Raw genomic sequence first — 17210 nt, 5'->3', positions numbered from 1 at the left:
CGCGGCAGTGGGCGACACGTCGCCGCTCGCGCACTTCTCTCGGTTCCGGGGCTGCGAGTTGGGCGACGAGGCGCTCTGCGAGCGCAAACAACACCGCAAGAGCCGGCCCGCCGTCCGTCGAGCTCCGGGCGACGACTTCGAGGCGTGCATCGAGGACGGCGACGAGGCCGCGTGCGATCGGCACTTGCCGCGTGTGCACTTGTGGGCGCGCGCGCGCGACGCTTGCCGCGCGGGGAGCAAGCGGGCGTGCGCCATCTACGACACGCAGCGGCTCGCGCTCAACGCCGCCGTGCGGCGCCAAGGGGGGACGAGCCCGAGCCCGAGCCGCCCGCCCGCAGCCTCCGCCCCCCGCCCGAGCAACGACTTCGTCCTGTGGGTGCGGGCGAGCGTCTCCCCACTGCCGCAGGCCAACATGAAGACCATCATCTTCCGGCCGATCTGGGCGCCGAGGGCGGCGACCCGGGGCGACATTTGCCAGGAGATCGGCTGCGACCAGTTCTACGATGACGTGTGGCTCGTCCGGCGCAACTACGACGACGAGGTGATGAAGTACTGGCACGAGAACAAGCGGATTGTGGGGGGGCTCGGCTTCGTGGGTGTGTCGAAGCTCGAGGCGTTCGTCATGTGCGAGCCGCCGTTCCACTGGATCTTGGGCTGCCCGTAACGCTCCAGCGGCAGTACCGCCCGCCCGTGTATCCTTCACGAATGGCCGCTCACGTGCTCGTCGGAGACATCCGGCTTCAAGACGGGCGCGGCACGCGCGCTTCGTCGCTCGCGTGGGACGAGGAGGCGGAGAAGGTCGTTCACGCGATCGTCGATCGCCTGACGCCGCCGCCCTACGACCGGTGACTCAGAGGCGCCACTCGAGCCCGACCCGCAGCGCGGGGCCGATGTAGCTGCGCTCCGAGCACTCGAGGTAGCTGTAGCTGCCGCTCCGTGTCGTGACGCACGTGCTGGTGCCGAAGATGCCGGCCACCCCCGCGGAGCCGGAGATCGCGAACGAGCCTGCTTTGGTGGTCTCGGAGAGCCGATAGCGCGCGCCGGCGTGCCCGTAGCCATAGCCCACGACACCCCCTCCCCCGCCGGTGATGAAGTGCCAACGACTCGCTAGGGGGATCTGCATGGAGCCGTCGAACGTGCCGAACTGGAAATTGTCGCGTCGAACGATGATCGTGGCGCGCCCGTCGAACGCGAGACCATCGCGCGCTCCGATTCGGACGAGCTGCGCCACCACGACCGAGCTCGACTCATCGGAGAGAGCGCCCGTGGAGGAGTATTGGCGATCGTTCACGGTCGCGGCGCCTAACCCGAGCCCGAGCTCGAGAAACTGGGTGTCGAGCGCGACCACGCCGACGCCGACCGCGGTGCCGACTCCCCCTTGTTTTCCCGCGCCAAAGCCGGCCGGTTTGGCCTGGAGGTGGATCGCGAGCGGGATGTCGAAACGCTTCACCACCTCGGCCTCGCCGAGCGCGCCGAAGCCGATCGTGCCGAACGGCAGGAAGAGCTGAGCGGCGACGGCGACGTCCCACACGTCGCCCACACGCGTGGGTGCGACGCGGGACTCCGAAGGACGCGCGGCGGGCGTGGGCTCGCCGCTCTCGCGCGGCGTGGTCGCCACGGTCGCCACGCCGGTCGCGCTCGCATGCGCGACGGCCGGAGCGCCCGCGATGCCGACCGCGTCGACGGGCCGGGCCTCTCTGCGCGCGATCTCGACCCAAGGCTTCTGCCCGAGCAGAAACACCGAGACCGCCTCGCCGTCGACGGGTGTGCGGCCCTCGAGGACGGGCGCGGCGGGATCGGCGAGATCGAGCCGCGCCACCCCAGCGGTTCCACACGCGACGTAGAGCTTCGTCCCATCCCGCAGGAGGCCCCGCCCCTCGCACCCCAGGGGTACGTCACGCAGGTCGCGCGCCACGCCGCCCGAGGTGGCGCGCACACGCAGGGAAGCGCCGGCGAGCTCGTAGCTCAGCGCTGCGGCCGAAGCCGCGGGAGCCGCGGGCGGCGGCGTGACGGCTCCCGGTGCCGCGGGCGCCGCCGGAGCCACGGCCACGGGCGGCGCTGGGGAGGCGCTCGGTGGTTGAGGCGCTTGGGCTCGCGCCGGAGTCGAGAGGACGAGGGCCGCCGACGCGACCAACACACGCGCGGCGCCGAGCGCTCCCGCACGCTTCGCCTCGCGGTTCCACGAGAGAGAGAGAGTCCCTAGGAGCTGTTTCCTGTCCATCCATCCCTCCGGCTTGGCTCACGCCGCGGGGCAGCGTCTCTCCGAAGGCTCCGCGAGTCCACGACAATTCTCGAGCCGGCGGGGCCCCGCAGACTCACACGAGCCCATGGGCAAGCCATGGCTCAGGCGTGTCGCGCTGCGCCGGTAGGTTCGGGGTTCGTCGTTGCTTCGAGCTCCGCGTTGGCAAGGCAGAGTGCCAAGCCGGGGAGATGGGTCGCCGCCTCGCGGCTCGGCGTAGGCTTGCGGCGCGCAGCCTGCGCATAGACCATCGTGGTGCCGAGCGCCTTGTGACCGAGCAGGTCCTGGATGGCGCGGATGTCGTAGCCCTCTTCGAGCAAGTGCGCCGCGAACGAGTGGCGGAGGGTGTGACAGCTCGCCCGCTTCTTCATCCCGGTCGCCAAGACCGCGCCGCGCACGGCGTTCTGGAGCACAGTCTGGTGCGCGTGGCGGCGCCCCCTGTGACCCGAGGCGGCGTCGAGGTGGGTGCGCGTCGCTGGGAACACCCACTGCCACGCCCACGCGCGGGGCGCGAAGTCGGGCGTCTCGGGCGGCGACGGTCCGTCGGCCCAACCCGCCCCTGCCGCGAGGTCCGACTGATGGAGCCCTCGCGTGCGGTCCAGATGCTCGCGGATAGGCGCGACGAGGTCGGCGGGGAAGAACGTGGTGCGCTCGGTCGCCGCGCCAGCGCCCCGCACGACCAGCTCGCGGCGGTCGAGGTCGATGTCTCTCACGCGGAGCCGGGCGCACTCGAGCAGCCGGAGCCCCGCCCCATACAGCATCGACGCCATCAGCCGGGGGGCGCCGCTCATGCGCGCGAGCACGGCGGCGACCTCGGCGCGGGTCAGCACGACCAGCTCGCGCTCGGGCAGCTTCGCGCGCGATATCGCTCCCGGCTCCGAGAGCGGACTGCCAAGTACGCGCGCATACAGAAACAGGATCGCCGCCAGCGCCTGATTCTGAGTCGAGGCCGCGACGCGACCCTCAGCGCCCAGGTGGGCAATGAACGCCTCGACCTCGGCCACGCCGAGCTCCAGAGGACGCCTCTTTGGGTAATACGAGATGAACCGGCGCGTCCACCCCACGTAGGCTTCGGCGGTGCGCGGGCTCATACCTCGTTCCGCGACGGCGTCGCGGACCTGGTCGACGAGACGGGGTGTTTGCATGGTGCCTGTTGCGACTTCCGAGCGAGACTTCCAAGAACACGTCGGGGATCCGCGCGCGTCTCCTACTGTTGGTCGTGGCCAGGCCCCGGACAATCCTCCAGGTGGAGGACCCACGCCACATTCCCCCCACATTCCCTGAGTGGGCAGCTGAAAGGGGCGACCTGCCGCGCACGGGGGGCTCGTCCCTGCCGCGACGCACGGTAGCGGCGCGCGTACGTCACGCAACGACGAACTGTCGATCCGCCGCCCCTCTCGCTCCGTCGCGCCGGAGCACGCGCCCTTCGGTCGACGAGCGACGCGCCAAGTGGTTGATCTCGTGTGCGACCACGCCAAAAGTGGCGCGACGTTTGGGAAGACGATGCGGCCCTCTTCTGAATGCATTCTGCACATTGTTTCGCCGGCGGACGAGGTGGGCGCTCGCGACCTCTGGGGGAACCGAGCGGCGCGGGGCGTCTCCCGCGACGGGGCGAACCACCGCGACGGGGCCGGGGTCCCGGGACAGGAGCGCTCGAGCGGCCTCGAGGGCTCCGGGGCCGGGGTCCCACGCGGCGCCTCTTGGCAGCGCCGCCGCGTCCCCGTACTCTGGGACCTTGTCCACCTACGAGACCACCCGCTGGCACTCCACGCGCCTCCAGTGCGAGGCGACCCTCTCTCGCTGGGGCCACGCAGGGCAACCCGTCCTCGTATTCCCCACCGCAGGCGGCGACGCCGACGAGATCGACCGGTTCCTGCTCATCCGCGTGCTGACGCCGCTCCTCGAGGCGGGTCGGCTCCGCGTGTACTCGTGCGACAGCGTCGGCGGCAGCGCCTGGTTCGACAAGCAGACCAGCCCCGAGCACCGCATGTGGATGCAGCACCAGTACCACCAGTACGTGAAGCACGAGGTGGCGCCGGCGATCCGCACCGATTGCCGCTCGGGCGACGTCGGCATCTGGGCGGCGGGCGCTTCCATCGGCGCGTTCCACGCCGCGGCCGTGGTGTGCCGGTTCCCCGACATCTTCCACAAGGCGCTCGCGCTGAGCGGCACCTTCAACATCATGAAGTGGTGCGAGCGGAGCGAGCCTACCGACTACTTCCGGGTGTCGTCGCCGCTGCACTTCGTGCCCACCCTCTCCGGGCGGCACCTCGACGTGCTGCGCACTCGCTACATCCACTTCGCCACCGGCGAGGGCAAGTGGGAAGACATTGACGAGAGCTTCCGCCTCGCCCACGTGCTTGGCGAGAAGGGGATACCCAACTACGTCGAGTCGTGGGGCAAGGAGTGGGACCACGACTGGGTCACGTGGCGGGCTATGGTGCCCAAAATCCTGGGGAAGTGGACCGAATGACCCGCGCGAACGACAGCGGGCCGAACGCGACGGCGCCGGAGTCTGGTGAAGGCGACGGCAACACCCACGCCCACAAGCTCGTCACGGGCGAGCTCTCCGGCGAGGGCCGGCGGGCCTTCATGCGCACGGTGCTCCGCGACCTGCGCGGCCTCGAGCGCATGCTCGAAGAGGGCATGTTCGAGCGGGGCGTCTCGCGCATCGGCGCCGAGCAGGAGATGTTCCTCGTCGACGACACCTTCGGCTGCGCGCCGCGCGCCCTCGACCTCCTCGAGCGCCTCAACGACCCCCATTTCACGACGGAGCTCGGGCTCTTCAACCTCGAGCTCAACGCGGACCCGCAGCCCTTCTCCGGCGGTGGCCTCGCCGCGCTCGAGCGGCAGCTCGGCGAGCTCTACGGCCGCGTCCAGCAGCGAGGCGCGGAGCTCGGCGTCCAGCCGGTGCTGGCCGGCATTCTACCGACCATCGCCAAGTCCGACCTCGGCCTCGAGAACATCGTCCCGAACCCTCGGTACCTCACGATCAACCGCGTCATGAACGCGGCGCGCGGCGAAGCCTACGACCTCTCCATCAAGGGCCTGGACGAGCTCATGCTCAAGCACGACTCGATCATGTTCGAGGCGTGCAACGCGAGCTTCCAGGTGCACCTGCAGGTGGCGGAGCCCGAGCGGTTCGCCGAGTACTACAACATCTCGCAGCTCGTGCTCGCCCCCACCCTCGCGATAGGCACGAACTCCCCTACGCTCTTCGGGAAGCGCCTCTGGGCGGAGACCCGCATCGCCCTCTTCGAGCAGTCGTGCGATATCCGAGCCCCCGGCCACCACCTGCGCGACCGCGCCGCGCGCGTGAGCTTCGGCCGCCAGTGGATAAGCGGAGGGGTCGCGGCCCTCTTCAAGGACAACGTCGCCCGCTTTCGCCCGCTCGTGGGCACCGACGACGGGGAGGACGCGCTCGCCACCCTCGACCGCGGGGGCGTGCCGGAGCTCAAGGCGCTGCGTCTCCACAACGGCACGATCTACCGGTGGAACCGCGCCTGCTACGGCATCTCCGAGAACGGCAAGCCCCACCTGCGCATCGAGCTGCGGGCGATCCCCTCCGGCCCCACGGTCCTCGACGAGGTCGCGAACGCGGCGTTCTGGCTGGGGCTCATGCGCGAGCTCACCGCGACCGTCGAGGACCTCCCCGCGCGCATGGAGTTCGACCACGCGCAGGCGAACTTCTACGCCGCGGCCCGGGACGGCCTCGCCGCGCGCCTCACGTGGCTCGACGGCGAGGAGGCGATCGCGCAGCCGCTCGTCCTCGACAAGCTGCTCCCGCTGGCGGAGGCGGGGCTTCGGCGCGCGGGCATCGACGACGCCGACGCGGCCCGCTACTTGGGTGTGGTGGAGCAACGGGCACGCACGCTGCGCACCGGGTCTCGGTGGATGCTTCGGTCGCTCGCGGGCATGTCGCGGGGGTCCACGGGCGAGCGGCTTGGGGCGCTCGTGGCGGGCACGATCGCTCGCGAGAAGAGCGGCGCGCCGGTGGCCGAGTGGGAAGACGCCACGCTGGACGAGGTCTACGAGAAGCGCACCGGCTACAACAAGGTGAGCCACTACATGGCCACCGACGTGCTCACCGTGCAGCCCGATGACGCGGTGGAGATGGTCGCCGAGCTCATGAGCTGGCAGCGCGTTCGGCACCTCCCGGTGGAGACCACGACGGGCGAGCTCGTCGGCCTCATCTCCGCGCGCGCGGTGCTGCGGCACATGACCGAGCACGCGCGAAAGTCCGAGTCGGAAGCGAACCTCACGAGGGACACCGCCGTGTCCGACCTCATGCGCAAAGGCGCCGAGCTCGTCACCGTGACGCCCGACACCGCCACCACGCTGGCGATCGCGCTCATGCGCCGCCACCGCATCGGGTGCCTCCCCGTGGTGCAGGACGGCAGCCTGGTCGGCCTGGTCACGGAGGAAGACTTCATGGAAATCGCGGCCGCGTTACTGGAAAATCAGGTCGGACAAGTGGAGCCCGCGTCGGAGCACCCGCGGCGTAGAAGCAACGGGTGAGCAGCATGACGAAACCGAACGCGACTCCGAACGATCTCGCGGCGGGTCTCCCCTCCGATCTCCCGGAACAGCGCGAGCTTGGCCGTGTGCTGGGCAGCGAGCCCGGGCCCACGCTCATCGCCGTAGGTGGCATTCACGGCAACGAGCTCGGCGGCGTGCGCGCGGCGCGGCGCGTGCTCGAGCGCCTCTCCCGCGGCGACGTGACCGTGCGCGGCGAGGTGGTCGCCTTCGCCGGCAACGTGGCGGCGATGCGTGAGGGGCTCCGCTACCACGCGAAAGACCTGAACCGTCAGTGGAACGAGCGGGCCGTGGCGCGGCTCGACGCGGGGCCTCCGGAGGCCGAGCTCGACAGCGAGGATCGCGAGCAGCTGGCTCTCCTCGCGGCCATTCGCGAGGCCATCGGGCGCGCACGCGGGCCCGTGTACCTCGTCGATCTCCACACGACGAGCGCGAGCGGGGTGCCGTTCGTCATCTTCGGTGACACGCTGCCCCAGCGGCACTTCGTAAGGCACCTGCCGCTGCCCATCATCATGGGCCTGGAAGAGCAGGTCGACGGCGTGCTCGCCGAGTACTGGACGCGCCAGGGGTGCGTGACGTTCACGGTCGAGGGTGGGCAGCACCGAGACCCCGGCGCGGTCGACAACCTGGAGGCCGCGCTGCTCCTGGCGGCCCAAGAGGCGGGCGTGTTCGCGCACGGCGCGCTCGTGGAGACGCGCGCCGCGCACACCCTGCTCGAGGGCCGGCGCGGCGATCTGCCCCGCGTGATGGAGGTCGTGAGCCGGCACGCGATCGCCGAGGAAGACCACTTCAAGATGGAGCCCGGCTTCCGCAACCTCGACCACGCGAGGGCCGGGCAGCTCTTGGCCCACGACAAGGGCGGCGCCATCCGCGCGCCGCGCGACGGCCTCGTGCTCCTCCCGCTCTATCAAGGGCTGGGCGCCGACGGCTTCTTCTGGGGTCGCGCCGTGAGCACCGCGCGCTTGCTCGCGTCGGAGGCGGTCCGGCACCTCGAGCTCGACCGCTTCCTCGACTGGTTGCCGGGCGTGCGCCGTGACGAGACTCACCCCTCCCGCTTCTTGGTGAACACCCATATTGCGCGGCTCTACCCGCTCGACGTGTTCCACGTGCTCGGGTATCGGCGCATTCGCCAGCGGAGCGGCAGGCTCGTGGTGGAGCGCCAGCTCGGCTGAGGTGCATTCTCGCCCCGGGAGGTCTATCCTTCGCCGCGCATGACCCCTGAAGCTCCGCAGCTCTCGCCAGCCACGTGGTCGTCCCGCGCGCAGAGCCTCGAAGATCTCGCCCGCCGCGTGCGGAGCGGCGACAAGGTCTTCGTGCACGGCGCGGCGGCCACGCCGACGCCCTTGCTCGAGGCCCTCGCGAGGCGCGAAGACCTCGAGGACGTCACCCTCTACCACCTGCACACACAAGGGCCTGCGCCCTTCGTGGGGCCCGAGCAGGCCCGCCGCTTCCGCTCGGTCTCGCTCTTCGCGGGGCCCTCCACGCGCGCCGCGATCGCGCGGGGCGACGCCGACTTCATGCCGGTGTTCCTCTCCGACATTCCCGGGCTGTTCGCGTCGGGGGCTATCCAGCTCGACGTGGCGCTCGTGCAGCTCTCGCTGCCCAACCGCCACGGGCAGTGCACGCTAGGCACCTCCGTGGACGCGGCGCTCGCCGCGACGGCCTCGGCCCGCACCGTGCTCGCGGAGGTCAACGCGCAGATGCCCCGCACCCTCGGCCCGTCGATGGTGCCGCTCGGCGAGGTGGGCGCCTTCACGCTGACCGACAGGCCCCTGCACTCGCACCCGCCCGTCGCGCCCACGCCGGTCGAGCTCCGCATCGGAGAGCTCATCGCCGCGCTCGTCCCCGACCGCGCCTGCCTGCAGATGGGCATCGGGGCCATCCCCGACGCGGTGCTCGCGCGGCTCGGCGACAAGCGCGATCTCGGGGTGCACACCGAGATGTTCTCCGACGGGCTCGTGCCGCTGCTGAAGAGCGGCGTGGTATCGAACAAGTACAAGAAGGTCCACCCCGGCCGCACGGTCACGAGCTTCGTCTCGGGGAGTCAGGCCCTCTACGACTTCGTGAACGACAACCAAGACGTCGAGTTTCACCCGTGCGACCGCACCAACGACACGTGGCTCATCGCGAAGAACGAGCGCGTGGTGGCGATGAACTCGGCTCTGGAGGTGGACCTGACGGGGCAGGTGTGCGCCGACTCGATGGGGCACGCGATCTACTCGGGTATCGGCGGTCAAATGGACTTCATCCGCGCGGCGGCGAGGTCACCGGGCGGAGTGCCCGTGATCGCCCTCCCCTCCACGGCGGCGAAGGGCACGGTGTCGCGCGTCGTGCCGGAGCTGAAGCCGGGCGCAGGGGTGGTCACCACGCGGGGCCACGTGCACTGGGTGGTCACCGAATACGGCGCCGTGAACCTCCACGGCAAGACGCTGCGCGAGCGCGCCGAGGCCCTGATCGGCATCGCCCACCCCGACTTCCGCGCGGAGCTCGCGCGCGACCTGAAGCGCATTCGGCACTTCGACCTCGGAGGCTGACCGACGCGAAGGCGCCCGCGAACGCCCCCACGTGATATCAGGCCTGCATGAGCGAGCTACCCCCATGCCCCTCCTGCCGATCGGTGTACACCTACGAGGACGGCGAGCGCTTCATCTGCCCCGAGTGCGCGCACGAGTGGCCTATGATCGCCGCGGCCGCCGAGCCGGTCGTGGCCCGGGTCGTGCGCGACGCGAACGGCAACGAGCTCCGCGACGGTGACAGCGTGATCCTCATCAAGGAGCTCAAGGTGAAGGGGGCCTCCGCGCCGCTCAAGGTGGGCACGAAGGTGAAGAAGATCCGCCTCGTGGACGGCGACCACGACATCGACTGCAAGATCGACGGCTTCGGCGCGATGCAGCTCAAGTCGCAGTTCGTGCGGCGGGCCTGAGCCGCGCGCGTCGGCGCCCGCGATTCGCCGGGCGCGGGCGGGAGTCTTGGCCCAGCATCAAGCGGCGCCTCGGCGCGGAGGGCGCTACTTCCTCTTCCGGGCGACCGCGCCTTTCCCCTTCTTCGGCTGGGCGCGCTTCTTCCCTGACGCCGCGCCCTTCTTCTTCTTGGCGATCCCGCCTCGCCCACCAGAGGCGAGCTCGACGGGTGCCGGCTCGACGAACCGCGCCTCGGGCAGGGCATACGTGAGGGTGGGCGCGAGCTTCTTGCGACGCTTCTGCACCTCGGCGTCGAGGGCGGCGACGGCCCGCTCGCGCGCGTCGTAGAGGCGGCGCGGCGCGCGGTGTACGCGAGGATCGCTGAGCAGCGCGTAGGTGAGCCAGGGGAAGACGGCGGTGACGTCGCAGTGCACGTACACGCTGCCGGTCTGCACGCTCTCGGCCGACACCTTCCCCCACGTGTGGCCCTCGCCCGCGGGGCACGAAGACAGGGCGCCGTTGTCGACGGGGTCGACGCAGAACTGGAGATCGATGTCGAAGCCGTGGGTCGGTACGGCGAGGATTTGGTCGAGCAGGGGCTCGCCCTGGAGCGTGTAGTTCTTGGGCACTCCACCGCCGAGGATCCAGATCGCCATCTTCTTGCCGAGCGTGCCGAAGCAGTGGTGCTGGATGGCGCCCATCTCGAACACGTCGTCGTTCACGTCGATCTCGAGCTTGAAGGCGTCGCCGAGGAGGCGCTTGAGCTTCACGATGTTGAGGAAGATGCTCCCGTCCTGCACCGCGCCGACGAAGATGGGCACGCCGTAGCGGTACGCGGTCGAGAGGAGCGAGGGGCTCTTCACGCCGAGCGCGTCCTCCAGCTCGGCGACGTTCTTGCCGAGCAGGTAGTGGAGCTCGGGCGTGGTCATCTTGCGCTGGAACTCGGGCTTCTGGAGGATGGCCGAGAAGAGCTTGTCGGTCTCGAGGAGGGTCTCCTCCCAAAAGCCGAGATCGTAAATGCGGATGACCCGCGCGAGACGGAGCTGAAGATCGCCGGCGTTGGGATCGATCTCGCGAATGCCGTGCCCGATGACCCGGTGCGCGTCGTGGTAGAGGTTCGCGCCGGTCGTGGTGATGCAGTCGATGACGCCCCGCTCGAGCAGCGGAATGAGCGACGACTGGTGCAGCCCGGCGGGGGTCATCGCGCCCGACAGCGTGAGGAACACGCAGTGGTCCTCGAGGGCGCTCCTCCGCATGAGCTCGTAGGCGGTGCGCTCCTGGCGGCCGACGTAGGCCGGGAACATCTGAGTAATGATGTCGTGGGGGCGCTCTTTCCCGGTGATACCCACGGGTTGAACGCTCTTGGCGCGCTCGAACGCGCGCCGCGTACCCGCGGGCTTGTCGGTCGCCTTTTTCGGCTTGCTCGGGGGCCGCGGGCCCTTCGCGGCGCCCTTCGTGGTGGCCTTTGTTGAGCGCTTCGCGGTGCCTTTGTCGGTCGTTGACTTCGCCATCGTGGTCGCACTCTTTTTCGCGACGGCGGTCCACGTCAAGCGCGCCTTGCGGAAATCTCCTGCGAGGGGCAAAACCTGTGGGGAATGAGCCGCCCCCTCGAGCCCAGCCGAAGTCTCTCCCGAAGGCCGCGCACGTTCGAGGAGCTCGCGCGCCTCAGCGACGCCGAGCTCGACGTCGCGACCGGCGCGGCCCTCATCGCCAGGGACGCCTACGGCCAGGTCGACGTCGACCAGCTCCTCACGCGCCTCGCGCGCCTCGCCGACGGGCTCCCCGCGTCGGCCATGGCGGGGCTCGCTGCGGCCGAGCAGGCGAGGCGGCTCGCCGCGCACGTGCGCGACACGCTCGGCTTTCGGGGCAACGAAGGGGAGTACCACGACCCGCGCAACAGCCTGCTCTCCGACGTCCTCGAGCGGCGCCTCGGCATCCCCATCACGCTCGCGCTCGTCACGACCGAGATCGGCGCGCGCGCCGGCGTGCTCGCCCGCGGCGTGGCGTTCCCTGGCCATTTCCTGGTGCGGGTCGACGATCCGGCCGCCCTCGCGGACGGTCCGCGGGCGGCGCCCGCGGCGCTCATCGACCCGTTCGCCGGGGAGGTGATCGAGCGGCCCGCGCTGCTCGGGCTCCTCCGCCGAACGCTCGGCGAGAAGGCGGAGCTCGCGCCCTTCCACCTGTTGCCGGCGAGCCCGCGAGGCACGCTCGTGCGCATGCTCACGAACCTGAAGCTCGTGCACCTCGCGCGGCGCGACCTCCCGAGGGCGCACCTCGCCCTCGACCGCATCGTGAGCCTGACGCCCAGCGCCACCTCGGCGCTCCGCGAGCGCGGGAGCCTGGCGGACAAGCTCGGCGCCACGGCCGCCGCGCGCGCCGACTTCGAGCGGGTGCTCGAGCTCGAGCCCGAGGCGAAGGACGCGGCCGTGCTCCGCGCCCACATCACCCGCCTCGGCGCCGCGTCGAGGCGCGCGCTGAACTGAGGGCGTTCACGCCGGCGTTGGGCACTGGAGCGCGCTCCTCTCCCCGATGCTGCCCGCCGACGCCCGCATCACCGGGGTCGACCGCGAGGCGGGCTGGGCGGCCGAGGCCCAAGCCCGCGCGGCCTCACGCGGGCTCGCCGGGCGCTCCACGTACCCCGCGTGGGGAAGCTGCTTGTATTCTACATATCCACCGGGGGGACCAGGCGGGGGCCAGGCGGGGGTAGGCGGGGGTCTACCCCTGCTCGCTGCGCCAGATCTGGATTCGGCCCCAGAACAGCTCGGTGAAGCGCTCGATCTCGTGCGGCGGGAAGAGCGCGGTCACCTTCTGCTGCACGGCAGACTTGGCCTGGTCGGTGCCGAAGAACTCCCACGCGACCTCGTCGAGGTGCGCGAGGTGCGTCGCGCAGAACTCCTCGAAGCGGGCGGTCTCGAAGTGGGCGTCGGCGAGGGCGGCGTACTTGTCGAGCTTCTCCTCGTAGGAGAGGTCCATCGCCGCGACCTCGTAGAAGGGATCCCAGTCGAGGTTCTTCTGCATCTTGCGCTTGGTCGCGGCGCAGAACACCGACCACCGCACGTAGGCCTTCACCATCCACGGGAAGTGGTAGTGGAGCGACGTGACCTGCGAGTCGGGGCACGGGTTGGCAAAATCGATGGGGTGCCAGACGCCGTTTTTGCGCAGCGCTTCGCAGGAGTTGAACTCCCAGCCGAAGAACGCGTTGATGGTGAGGGTGACCTTGCGCAGGTGCTCCTCTTCCGCCGCGCTGATGAAGTCCTTCTTGGTCGTGTAGCGGTCGTGGAGCGGCGCGTCGGGGTCGTAGAGCACGCAGTGGGTCTGCGGGCCGAAGCCGATGCAGCGCACGAAGCGATCGAAGTCGCTCACGGCCGCCTGCACGTGCATGACCGACTTGCCGCTCTCCTCGTACGCCGCCGCCATGGCGGCCTCGTCGGCCACGCGGGTGACCGCGCGCCAGCCGCCGCCGTCGTAGGGCTTCATGAACATGGGCCAGCCCATGCGGTTGCCGAGCCGAGTGACGTCGAATAGCTTGGCGTAGCGCGTGAGGGTGGGCTTGAGATCGGGGTTGCCGGGCTCGTAGCTCTTCGGCGGGATCATCCACGTCTCGGGGATGGGCATCCCGAGCTTCATCATCGCGCAGTAGCTCGTGTGCTTCTCGTTCGACTGCACGCTCCACGGGTTGTTGAACACGTAGAGATCGTTCATCACGATGGACTTCTTTATCCACTCGCGGCTCGTGTGGTACCAGTGCGTGAGCCTGTCGATGACGACGTCGTACTTGCACGACTGACGCAGATCGTAGGGCTCGATGGTGACGCGCTCGACGTCGAAGCTCACTCGATCTTCGCCGATGGGCAGGTGGAGATCGAGCCGCTCCATGAGCGCCTCGTAGCAGAGCGGCCAGCAGACGTCCGCGCCCAGGGAGAGACCGATATGCCTTGTCAGATCTGCCATTGTGGACTCACTCGTAGATGAACATCAGCGGACCAGGGAAGAGCCAAGAGAGCCCCTCCCGCAGTCGATCGCGCCAGTTTTCCCAGTTGTGCCCGTCTCGCGACTCGACGAACTTCACCTGCATTCCCGTAGAGTCGAGCAGGGGCGCGAGCGAGCGATTCTCGTAGATGAGCGACTCGTACACGCCGCAGCTCATGAACACGCGTTCGCTCACCGCGGCGGGGCTCCGGCGGTACTCGTTCATGAACTCGACGATGCGATCGAAAAGCGGGCCCCGACGGTTGCTCTTGCCGATGTCGGTGAAGGCGAACGACCCCGACTGGAGGAGCAGGCGGCCCCATACGTTGGGGTAGCGGCACGCGGTGGAGAGCGCCGCCGCGGCGCCGAAGCTCGCGCCCATCAGGCACCGCGCCTGGGGCTTGTCCAGGATGGGGAGGCGCCGCGTGAGGTCCTTCAAGAGCTCCTCGGTGAGGAAGCGCGCGTGGGTCTCGTCGTTCGCGTACTCGCGGAGGCGGTCGGGGGAGTCGGTGAAGGCGACGATGAGATCGGGTATTTCGAGCTGGTGAATCAGGTTGTCGAGCACCGTCTTCATGCGCGCGTAGTTGAGGTAATCGGCGCCGTCGTGCACGACGAGCAGCGGGTAGAGGCGCGTGCGACGGAACCTCGCCGGCAGGTAGATGTGCCCCGCGCGCCAGCCGCCGAGCGCGCGGCTCTTGAAGCGGAACGGCTCGAGGCGGCCGGGCCGTGCCTCGGGATCGTCTTGGGTGAAGAGCGGGACCTCGTAGCCCTCGCTGTGCATCACGGAGTTCGCGCCGAAGGGATCCCGCGCGCGGTTCGGGTTCCGCGGGTCTTCGATCCACTGGCTGCCGCCGTGGTGGTGGACCTCGAGCTTGTACTCGACCCGTGACTTGGGCGGGATGTCGAGGGTCAGGTGCCACAGATCGGTGTTCGCGATTCGCGACAGCGAGTTCGAGGACTCGAGGCCGAAGATCCAGTGCCGAAGGCTCACGCCCTCGGCCTCGCCGCGATACACGAACGTGACGCTGGGGCCCTCGACCAGCGGGAACGCGCGCCCCGCGAGGAAGGCGTCGACCTTCTCGCCGTTCGCGTGGCCGTCGAGCAGCGATGAAATCGCGAGCTGCGCCGGCGTGCCATGTGGACTCATTGGGCCTCCTCGATCGTTGGGCTCGTGAGCAGGCTCACGGGCACGGGCTCGGGCTCGCTCCTCGGCGCGTCACCGCGCGGGGGCGGGATAGGGCGGCCGAGCGGGCGATGCGCGCCAGGCTCGGTGAGCTCGAAGACCCCGTGCGCGTCGCTCGGGGCCCCGTCGCGCCAGGTCACCCACGAGCGCGCCGGCAGCCCCAGGCACAGCGCGGGGGCGAAGCGACTGGCCATGAGCCCCATGCGCTCGGTGTCCTCGAGGCGGAGCCTAAACTCCGGCTGTGGGAGCACGACCACGCGCTCCGCGAGGCCGAGGCCTGGCTCGAGCACCTCGGCGGCGCCAGGCCCCTGAGGCGGCGAGTCGTGGAAGAGCACCACGCGATCGCTGAGCGCCATGGCCCCGGCGCACCAGGCGAACACGACCTTGTCGGCCATGAGGTCTTGAATGCCGAACAGCGCCAGGCGGTTCAGGAGTGACGCGACGTGGCCGCCGGCGATGGCGATCGCGGAGCAGTCCGCGACGATCTCGGCGACCTCGGCCCGCTCTTTCGCGACGACCGCGCGCTCGAGCGGACGCCAGCGCTCCTCGAAGGTGCGTCGATCGCGCGCGCACCGCGACAGGTGCTGCGCGTCGAGGTCGCGTATCGCGGCGAGCGACGCGCGCTCCTCGTCTTCCAGAATGTTCTTTGGCGCCCGGCGGTTCTTCAGCACCTGCTCGGCGTCGAGGAGGTGCTCGAGGCGAATGCGGTAGAAGTCTTGGCGGTGGCGCAGGAGCGACTGACGCTCGCGGTGGGCCTCGTGGAACACCGGATCGCTCGCGAACACCCGCTCGGCGCGCGCGTGGAGGCGTAGGTTGACCGCCCCGCCCGCGCAGTGCTCGGAGAGGTCGGCGTCGTCGTCTTCGCGCTCTTGCCAGCCGGCGGTCACCGTCGCGATCTTGCCGTGGACACCGTGCTCCGCCACCGCGTCGCGCAGGGTGGGGTCGAAGCGCTGTGCGCCGAGGAGCACGAGCGCGCGTGGGCCACGAGCCGCGGCGCTCGACGCGCTGGGCGGGGGTTGGGTCCTGCGCTCGGGCCTGCGCGGCGCCTCGCTGGCGGCGCGCAGCTTCGTGCTGCGGCGCGAGGTCATCCGGCGCGCACCTTGAGGGTCTGACCCACGATGTCGAGCATGGCCCGGCAGTCGTCGTAGTCTTGCGCACGCAGCCGCAGCCACGCGTTGGCCATGTAGCCCGCCTCGACGGGCTGCGTGGGGGTGCCAGGCGGCGGGAGGTAGCGATCGATGAGCTGCTGGCCGAAGCGCCGCTCGATCTCCTCGAGGCCGTCGTACCCGGTGATGTGGCCGTCGCGGTCGGGCCGGAGGGCGATGATCCCCGCCGAATAGCGCCGCGAGAGGCGCTGGCTCGTCTTGCCGTGTACGACCGCCATGGCCCACTCGCGATAGATGTCGACGTCGTTGCCGGCGGCGTAGAGGTCCCACGCGCGCACGCCCGGCGGGCGACAGCCGATCTCGTTGAACTTCAGCCCCTTCGGGCCAAAGAACCACTCCATGTGAGTGGCGGAGGTGTGGATTCCCAGCACCTCGATGACCTTCTTTCCGAGCGCGCGCACCTCGGCGTACGCAGGCGAGGTGTCGAGGCGGTTGGTCGCGATGAACTGCGGCGAGATCCACCGCGTGCGCATCGCCTCGAGCACGTTCGGGTAGTAGTGGCAGACGAAGTCGTGCGCGACGCGGCCGTCGATCGTGATGGTGTCGTAGAAGCCCTCGTGCCCCTCGATGAACTCCTCGACGGCCACGCTGCGCCCCTGCCCGACGCCGAAGGCGGCCATGGCCTCCTCGAGCTCGGCCGCGGAGCTGACTCGGCGCGTGCCGGAGGCGCCGGCGCCGTCGCGCGGCTTGACGATGACGGGCATCCCGATGCGCTTGGCGAAGTCGCGGATCTCGGCGGGATCGCCGCTGCCGATCGACTGCGCGCAGGGCACGCCGGCGCGCACCAGGGCCTCCTTCATGGAGGGCTTGTCGCGGCACAGGAAGGTGGTCTGCACGCTGGTGCCCTCGATGCCGCAGCGCTCGCGCACCTTGGCGGCGGTCATCACGTGCGCCTCGATCACCGCCTCGAGGCGCTCGACGCGGACGCGGCCCTGGAGCCACCGCACGACCTTCTCGACCTCGGCCTCGTTCGTGACGTTGCCGATCTGCTCGTAGTGGGTGAGCCACCGCTGCAGGTCGGGGTCGAGCGACGACTTCGGCCGCTCGCCGATGCCGGTCACGCGCGCGCCGACGGCGTGCAGGGCGCGCACGAACTCGCGCTGGTTCTGGGGGAAGCACGGCTCGAGAAAGACGACGTCCACGCCCTGGCTATATACCAAACGCGCGTGCGCGGGACGGGAGAGCCGCGCGCCCCTGCAACTGCCCGCGCGAAAGGC

Annotated in this window: 14 protein-coding genes; 7 read left to right on the top strand and 7 right to left on the bottom strand. The window is 70.1% G+C overall.

The window, feature by feature from the left end; translation table 11 throughout:
• Positions 1 to 705: 705 nt before the first annotated feature.
• Positions 706 to 849: a hypothetical protein gene (locus IPQ09_15010; GenBank protein ID MBL0195506.1), complete on the top strand. Its 144-nt coding sequence runs from the start codon at positions 706 to 708 to the stop codon at positions 847 to 849.
• A 1-nt stretch (position 850) separates the two neighbouring features.
• Here the strand turns inward: IPQ09_15010 and IPQ09_15005 are convergent, their stop codons facing one another.
• Together IPQ09_15005 and IPQ09_15000 are read right to left on the bottom strand one after the other, a co-directional pair.
• Positions 851 to 2221: a hypothetical protein gene (locus IPQ09_15005; GenBank protein ID MBL0195505.1), complete on the bottom strand. Its 1371-nt coding sequence runs from the start codon at positions 2219 to 2221 to the stop codon at positions 851 to 853.
• Positions 2222 to 2343: 122 nt separating this feature from the next.
• Positions 2344 to 3384, bottom strand: coding sequence for an integron integrase (locus tag IPQ09_15000; protein ID MBL0195504.1), 1041 nt, complete (start codon positions 3382 to 3384; stop codon positions 2344 to 2346).
• Positions 3385 to 3974: 590 nt separating this feature from the next.
• On the opposite strand from IPQ09_15000, the gene IPQ09_14995 reads away from it, so the two are divergent.
• The 5 genes from IPQ09_14995 to IPQ09_14975 are packed head-to-tail and all read left to right on the top strand — an operon-like array spanning position 3975 to position 9698.
• On the top strand, positions 3975 to 4712 hold the full coding sequence (locus IPQ09_14995) for a hypothetical protein (protein MBL0195503.1): 738 nt from the start codon (positions 3975 to 3977) through the stop codon (positions 4710 to 4712).
• Positions 4709 to 6757: a CBS domain-containing protein gene (locus tag IPQ09_14990; GenBank protein ID MBL0195502.1), complete on the top strand. Its 2049-nt coding sequence runs from the start codon at positions 4709 to 4711 to the stop codon at positions 6755 to 6757. The genes IPQ09_14995 and IPQ09_14990 overlap by 4 nt, the downstream gene beginning before the upstream one ends.
• 5 nt (positions 6758 to 6762) lie before the next feature.
• Entirely contained in the window at positions 6763 to 7947 is a 1185-nt protein-coding gene (locus tag IPQ09_14985; GenBank protein ID MBL0195501.1) for a succinylglutamate desuccinylase/aspartoacylase family protein, read from the top strand.
• Between the two features lie 39 nt (positions 7948 to 7986).
• Complete coding sequence (locus IPQ09_14980; protein ID MBL0195500.1) at positions 7987 to 9309, top strand: acetyl-CoA hydrolase/transferase family protein; 1323 nt, start codon at positions 7987 to 7989, stop codon at positions 9307 to 9309.
• A gap of 47 nt (positions 9310 to 9356) precedes the next feature.
• A complete protein-coding gene (locus IPQ09_14975) occupies positions 9357 to 9698 on the top strand; it encodes an alkylphosphonate utilization protein (protein MBL0195499.1) in 342 nt (113 codons plus the stop codon).
• 84 nt (positions 9699 to 9782) lie between these two features.
• On the opposite strand, the gene IPQ09_14970 is transcribed toward IPQ09_14975, so the two are convergent.
• The gene (locus tag IPQ09_14970; GenBank protein MBL0195498.1) at positions 9783 to 11186 is read right to left on the bottom strand and encodes a deoxyhypusine synthase family protein; all 1404 of its coding nucleotides are present in this window, start codon (positions 11184 to 11186) and stop codon (positions 9783 to 9785) included.
• An 84-nt stretch (positions 11187 to 11270) separates the two neighbouring features.
• On the opposite strand from IPQ09_14970, the gene IPQ09_14965 reads away from it, so the two are divergent.
• Positions 11271 to 12158 (top strand): tetratricopeptide repeat protein, encoded by an 888-nt coding sequence (locus tag IPQ09_14965; GenBank protein MBL0195497.1) that lies wholly within the window; start codon positions 11271 to 11273, stop codon positions 12156 to 12158.
• Between the two features lie 232 nt (positions 12159 to 12390).
• Here the strand turns inward: IPQ09_14965 and IPQ09_14960 are convergent, their stop codons facing one another.
• The 4 genes from IPQ09_14960 to IPQ09_14945 are packed head-to-tail and all read right to left on the bottom strand — an operon-like array spanning position 12391 to position 17135.
• Complete coding sequence (locus tag IPQ09_14960; GenBank protein MBL0195496.1) at positions 12391 to 13626, bottom strand: hypothetical protein; 1236 nt, start codon at positions 13624 to 13626, stop codon at positions 12391 to 12393.
• Positions 13627 to 13633: 7 nt separating this feature from the next.
• Positions 13634 to 14791, bottom strand: a complete 1158-nt coding sequence (locus IPQ09_14955) for an enterochelin esterase (GenBank protein ID MBL0195495.1) — start codon at positions 14789 to 14791, stop codon at positions 13634 to 13636.
• On the bottom strand, positions 14788 to 15915 hold the full coding sequence (locus tag IPQ09_14950) for a hypothetical protein (protein ID MBL0195494.1): 1128 nt from the start codon (positions 15913 to 15915) through the stop codon (positions 14788 to 14790). The genes IPQ09_14955 and IPQ09_14950 overlap by 4 nt, the downstream gene beginning before the upstream one ends.
• Positions 15912 to 17135: an ATP-grasp domain-containing protein gene (locus IPQ09_14945; protein MBL0195493.1), complete on the bottom strand. Its 1224-nt coding sequence runs from the start codon at positions 17133 to 17135 to the stop codon at positions 15912 to 15914. Before IPQ09_14945 ends, IPQ09_14950 begins: the two co-directional genes overlap by 4 nt.
• Positions 17136 to 17210: the final 75 nt, after the last annotated feature.

Source organism: Myxococcales bacterium (genome assembly GCA_016720545.1).
In the GTDB taxonomy this organism is placed as follows: domain Bacteria; phylum Myxococcota_A; class Polyangia; order Polyangiales; family Polyangiaceae; genus JAAFHV01.
Note: the sequence above shows the minus strand (reverse complement) of the source record. Positions and strands in the feature narration are given on the sequence as shown.

Coding starts and splice junctions, on each gene's coding strand:
- IPQ09_15010 (MBL0195506.1), top strand. CDS start 706: ATGGCCGCTCACGTGCTCGTCGGAGACATCCGGCTTCAAGACGGGCGC.
- IPQ09_15005 (MBL0195505.1), bottom strand. CDS start 2,221: ATGGACAGGAAACAGCTCCTAGGGACTCTCTCTCTCTCGTGGAACCGC.
- IPQ09_15000 (MBL0195504.1), bottom strand. CDS start 3,384: ATGCAAACACCCCGTCTCGTCGACCAGGTCCGCGACGCCGTCGCGGAA.
- IPQ09_14990 (MBL0195502.1), top strand. CDS start 4,709: ATGACCCGCGCGAACGACAGCGGGCCGAACGCGACGGCGCCGGAGTCT.
- IPQ09_14985 (MBL0195501.1), top strand. CDS start 6,763: ATGACGAAACCGAACGCGACTCCGAACGATCTCGCGGCGGGTCTCCCC.
- IPQ09_14980 (MBL0195500.1), top strand. CDS start 7,987: ATGACCCCTGAAGCTCCGCAGCTCTCGCCAGCCACGTGGTCGTCCCGC.
- IPQ09_14975 (MBL0195499.1), top strand. CDS start 9,357: ATGAGCGAGCTACCCCCATGCCCCTCCTGCCGATCGGTGTACACCTAC.
- IPQ09_14970 (MBL0195498.1), bottom strand. CDS start 11,186: ATGGCGAAGTCAACGACCGACAAAGGCACCGCGAAGCGCTCAACAAAG.
- IPQ09_14965 (MBL0195497.1), top strand. CDS start 11,271: ATGAGCCGCCCCCTCGAGCCCAGCCGAAGTCTCTCCCGAAGGCCGCGC.
- IPQ09_14960 (MBL0195496.1), bottom strand. CDS start 13,626: ATGGCAGATCTGACAAGGCATATCGGTCTCTCCCTGGGCGCGGACGTC.
- IPQ09_14955 (MBL0195495.1), bottom strand. CDS start 14,791: ATGAGTCCACATGGCACGCCGGCGCAGCTCGCGATTTCATCGCTGCTC.
- IPQ09_14950 (MBL0195494.1), bottom strand. CDS start 15,915: ATGACCTCGCGCCGCAGCACGAAGCTGCGCGCCGCCAGCGAGGCGCCG.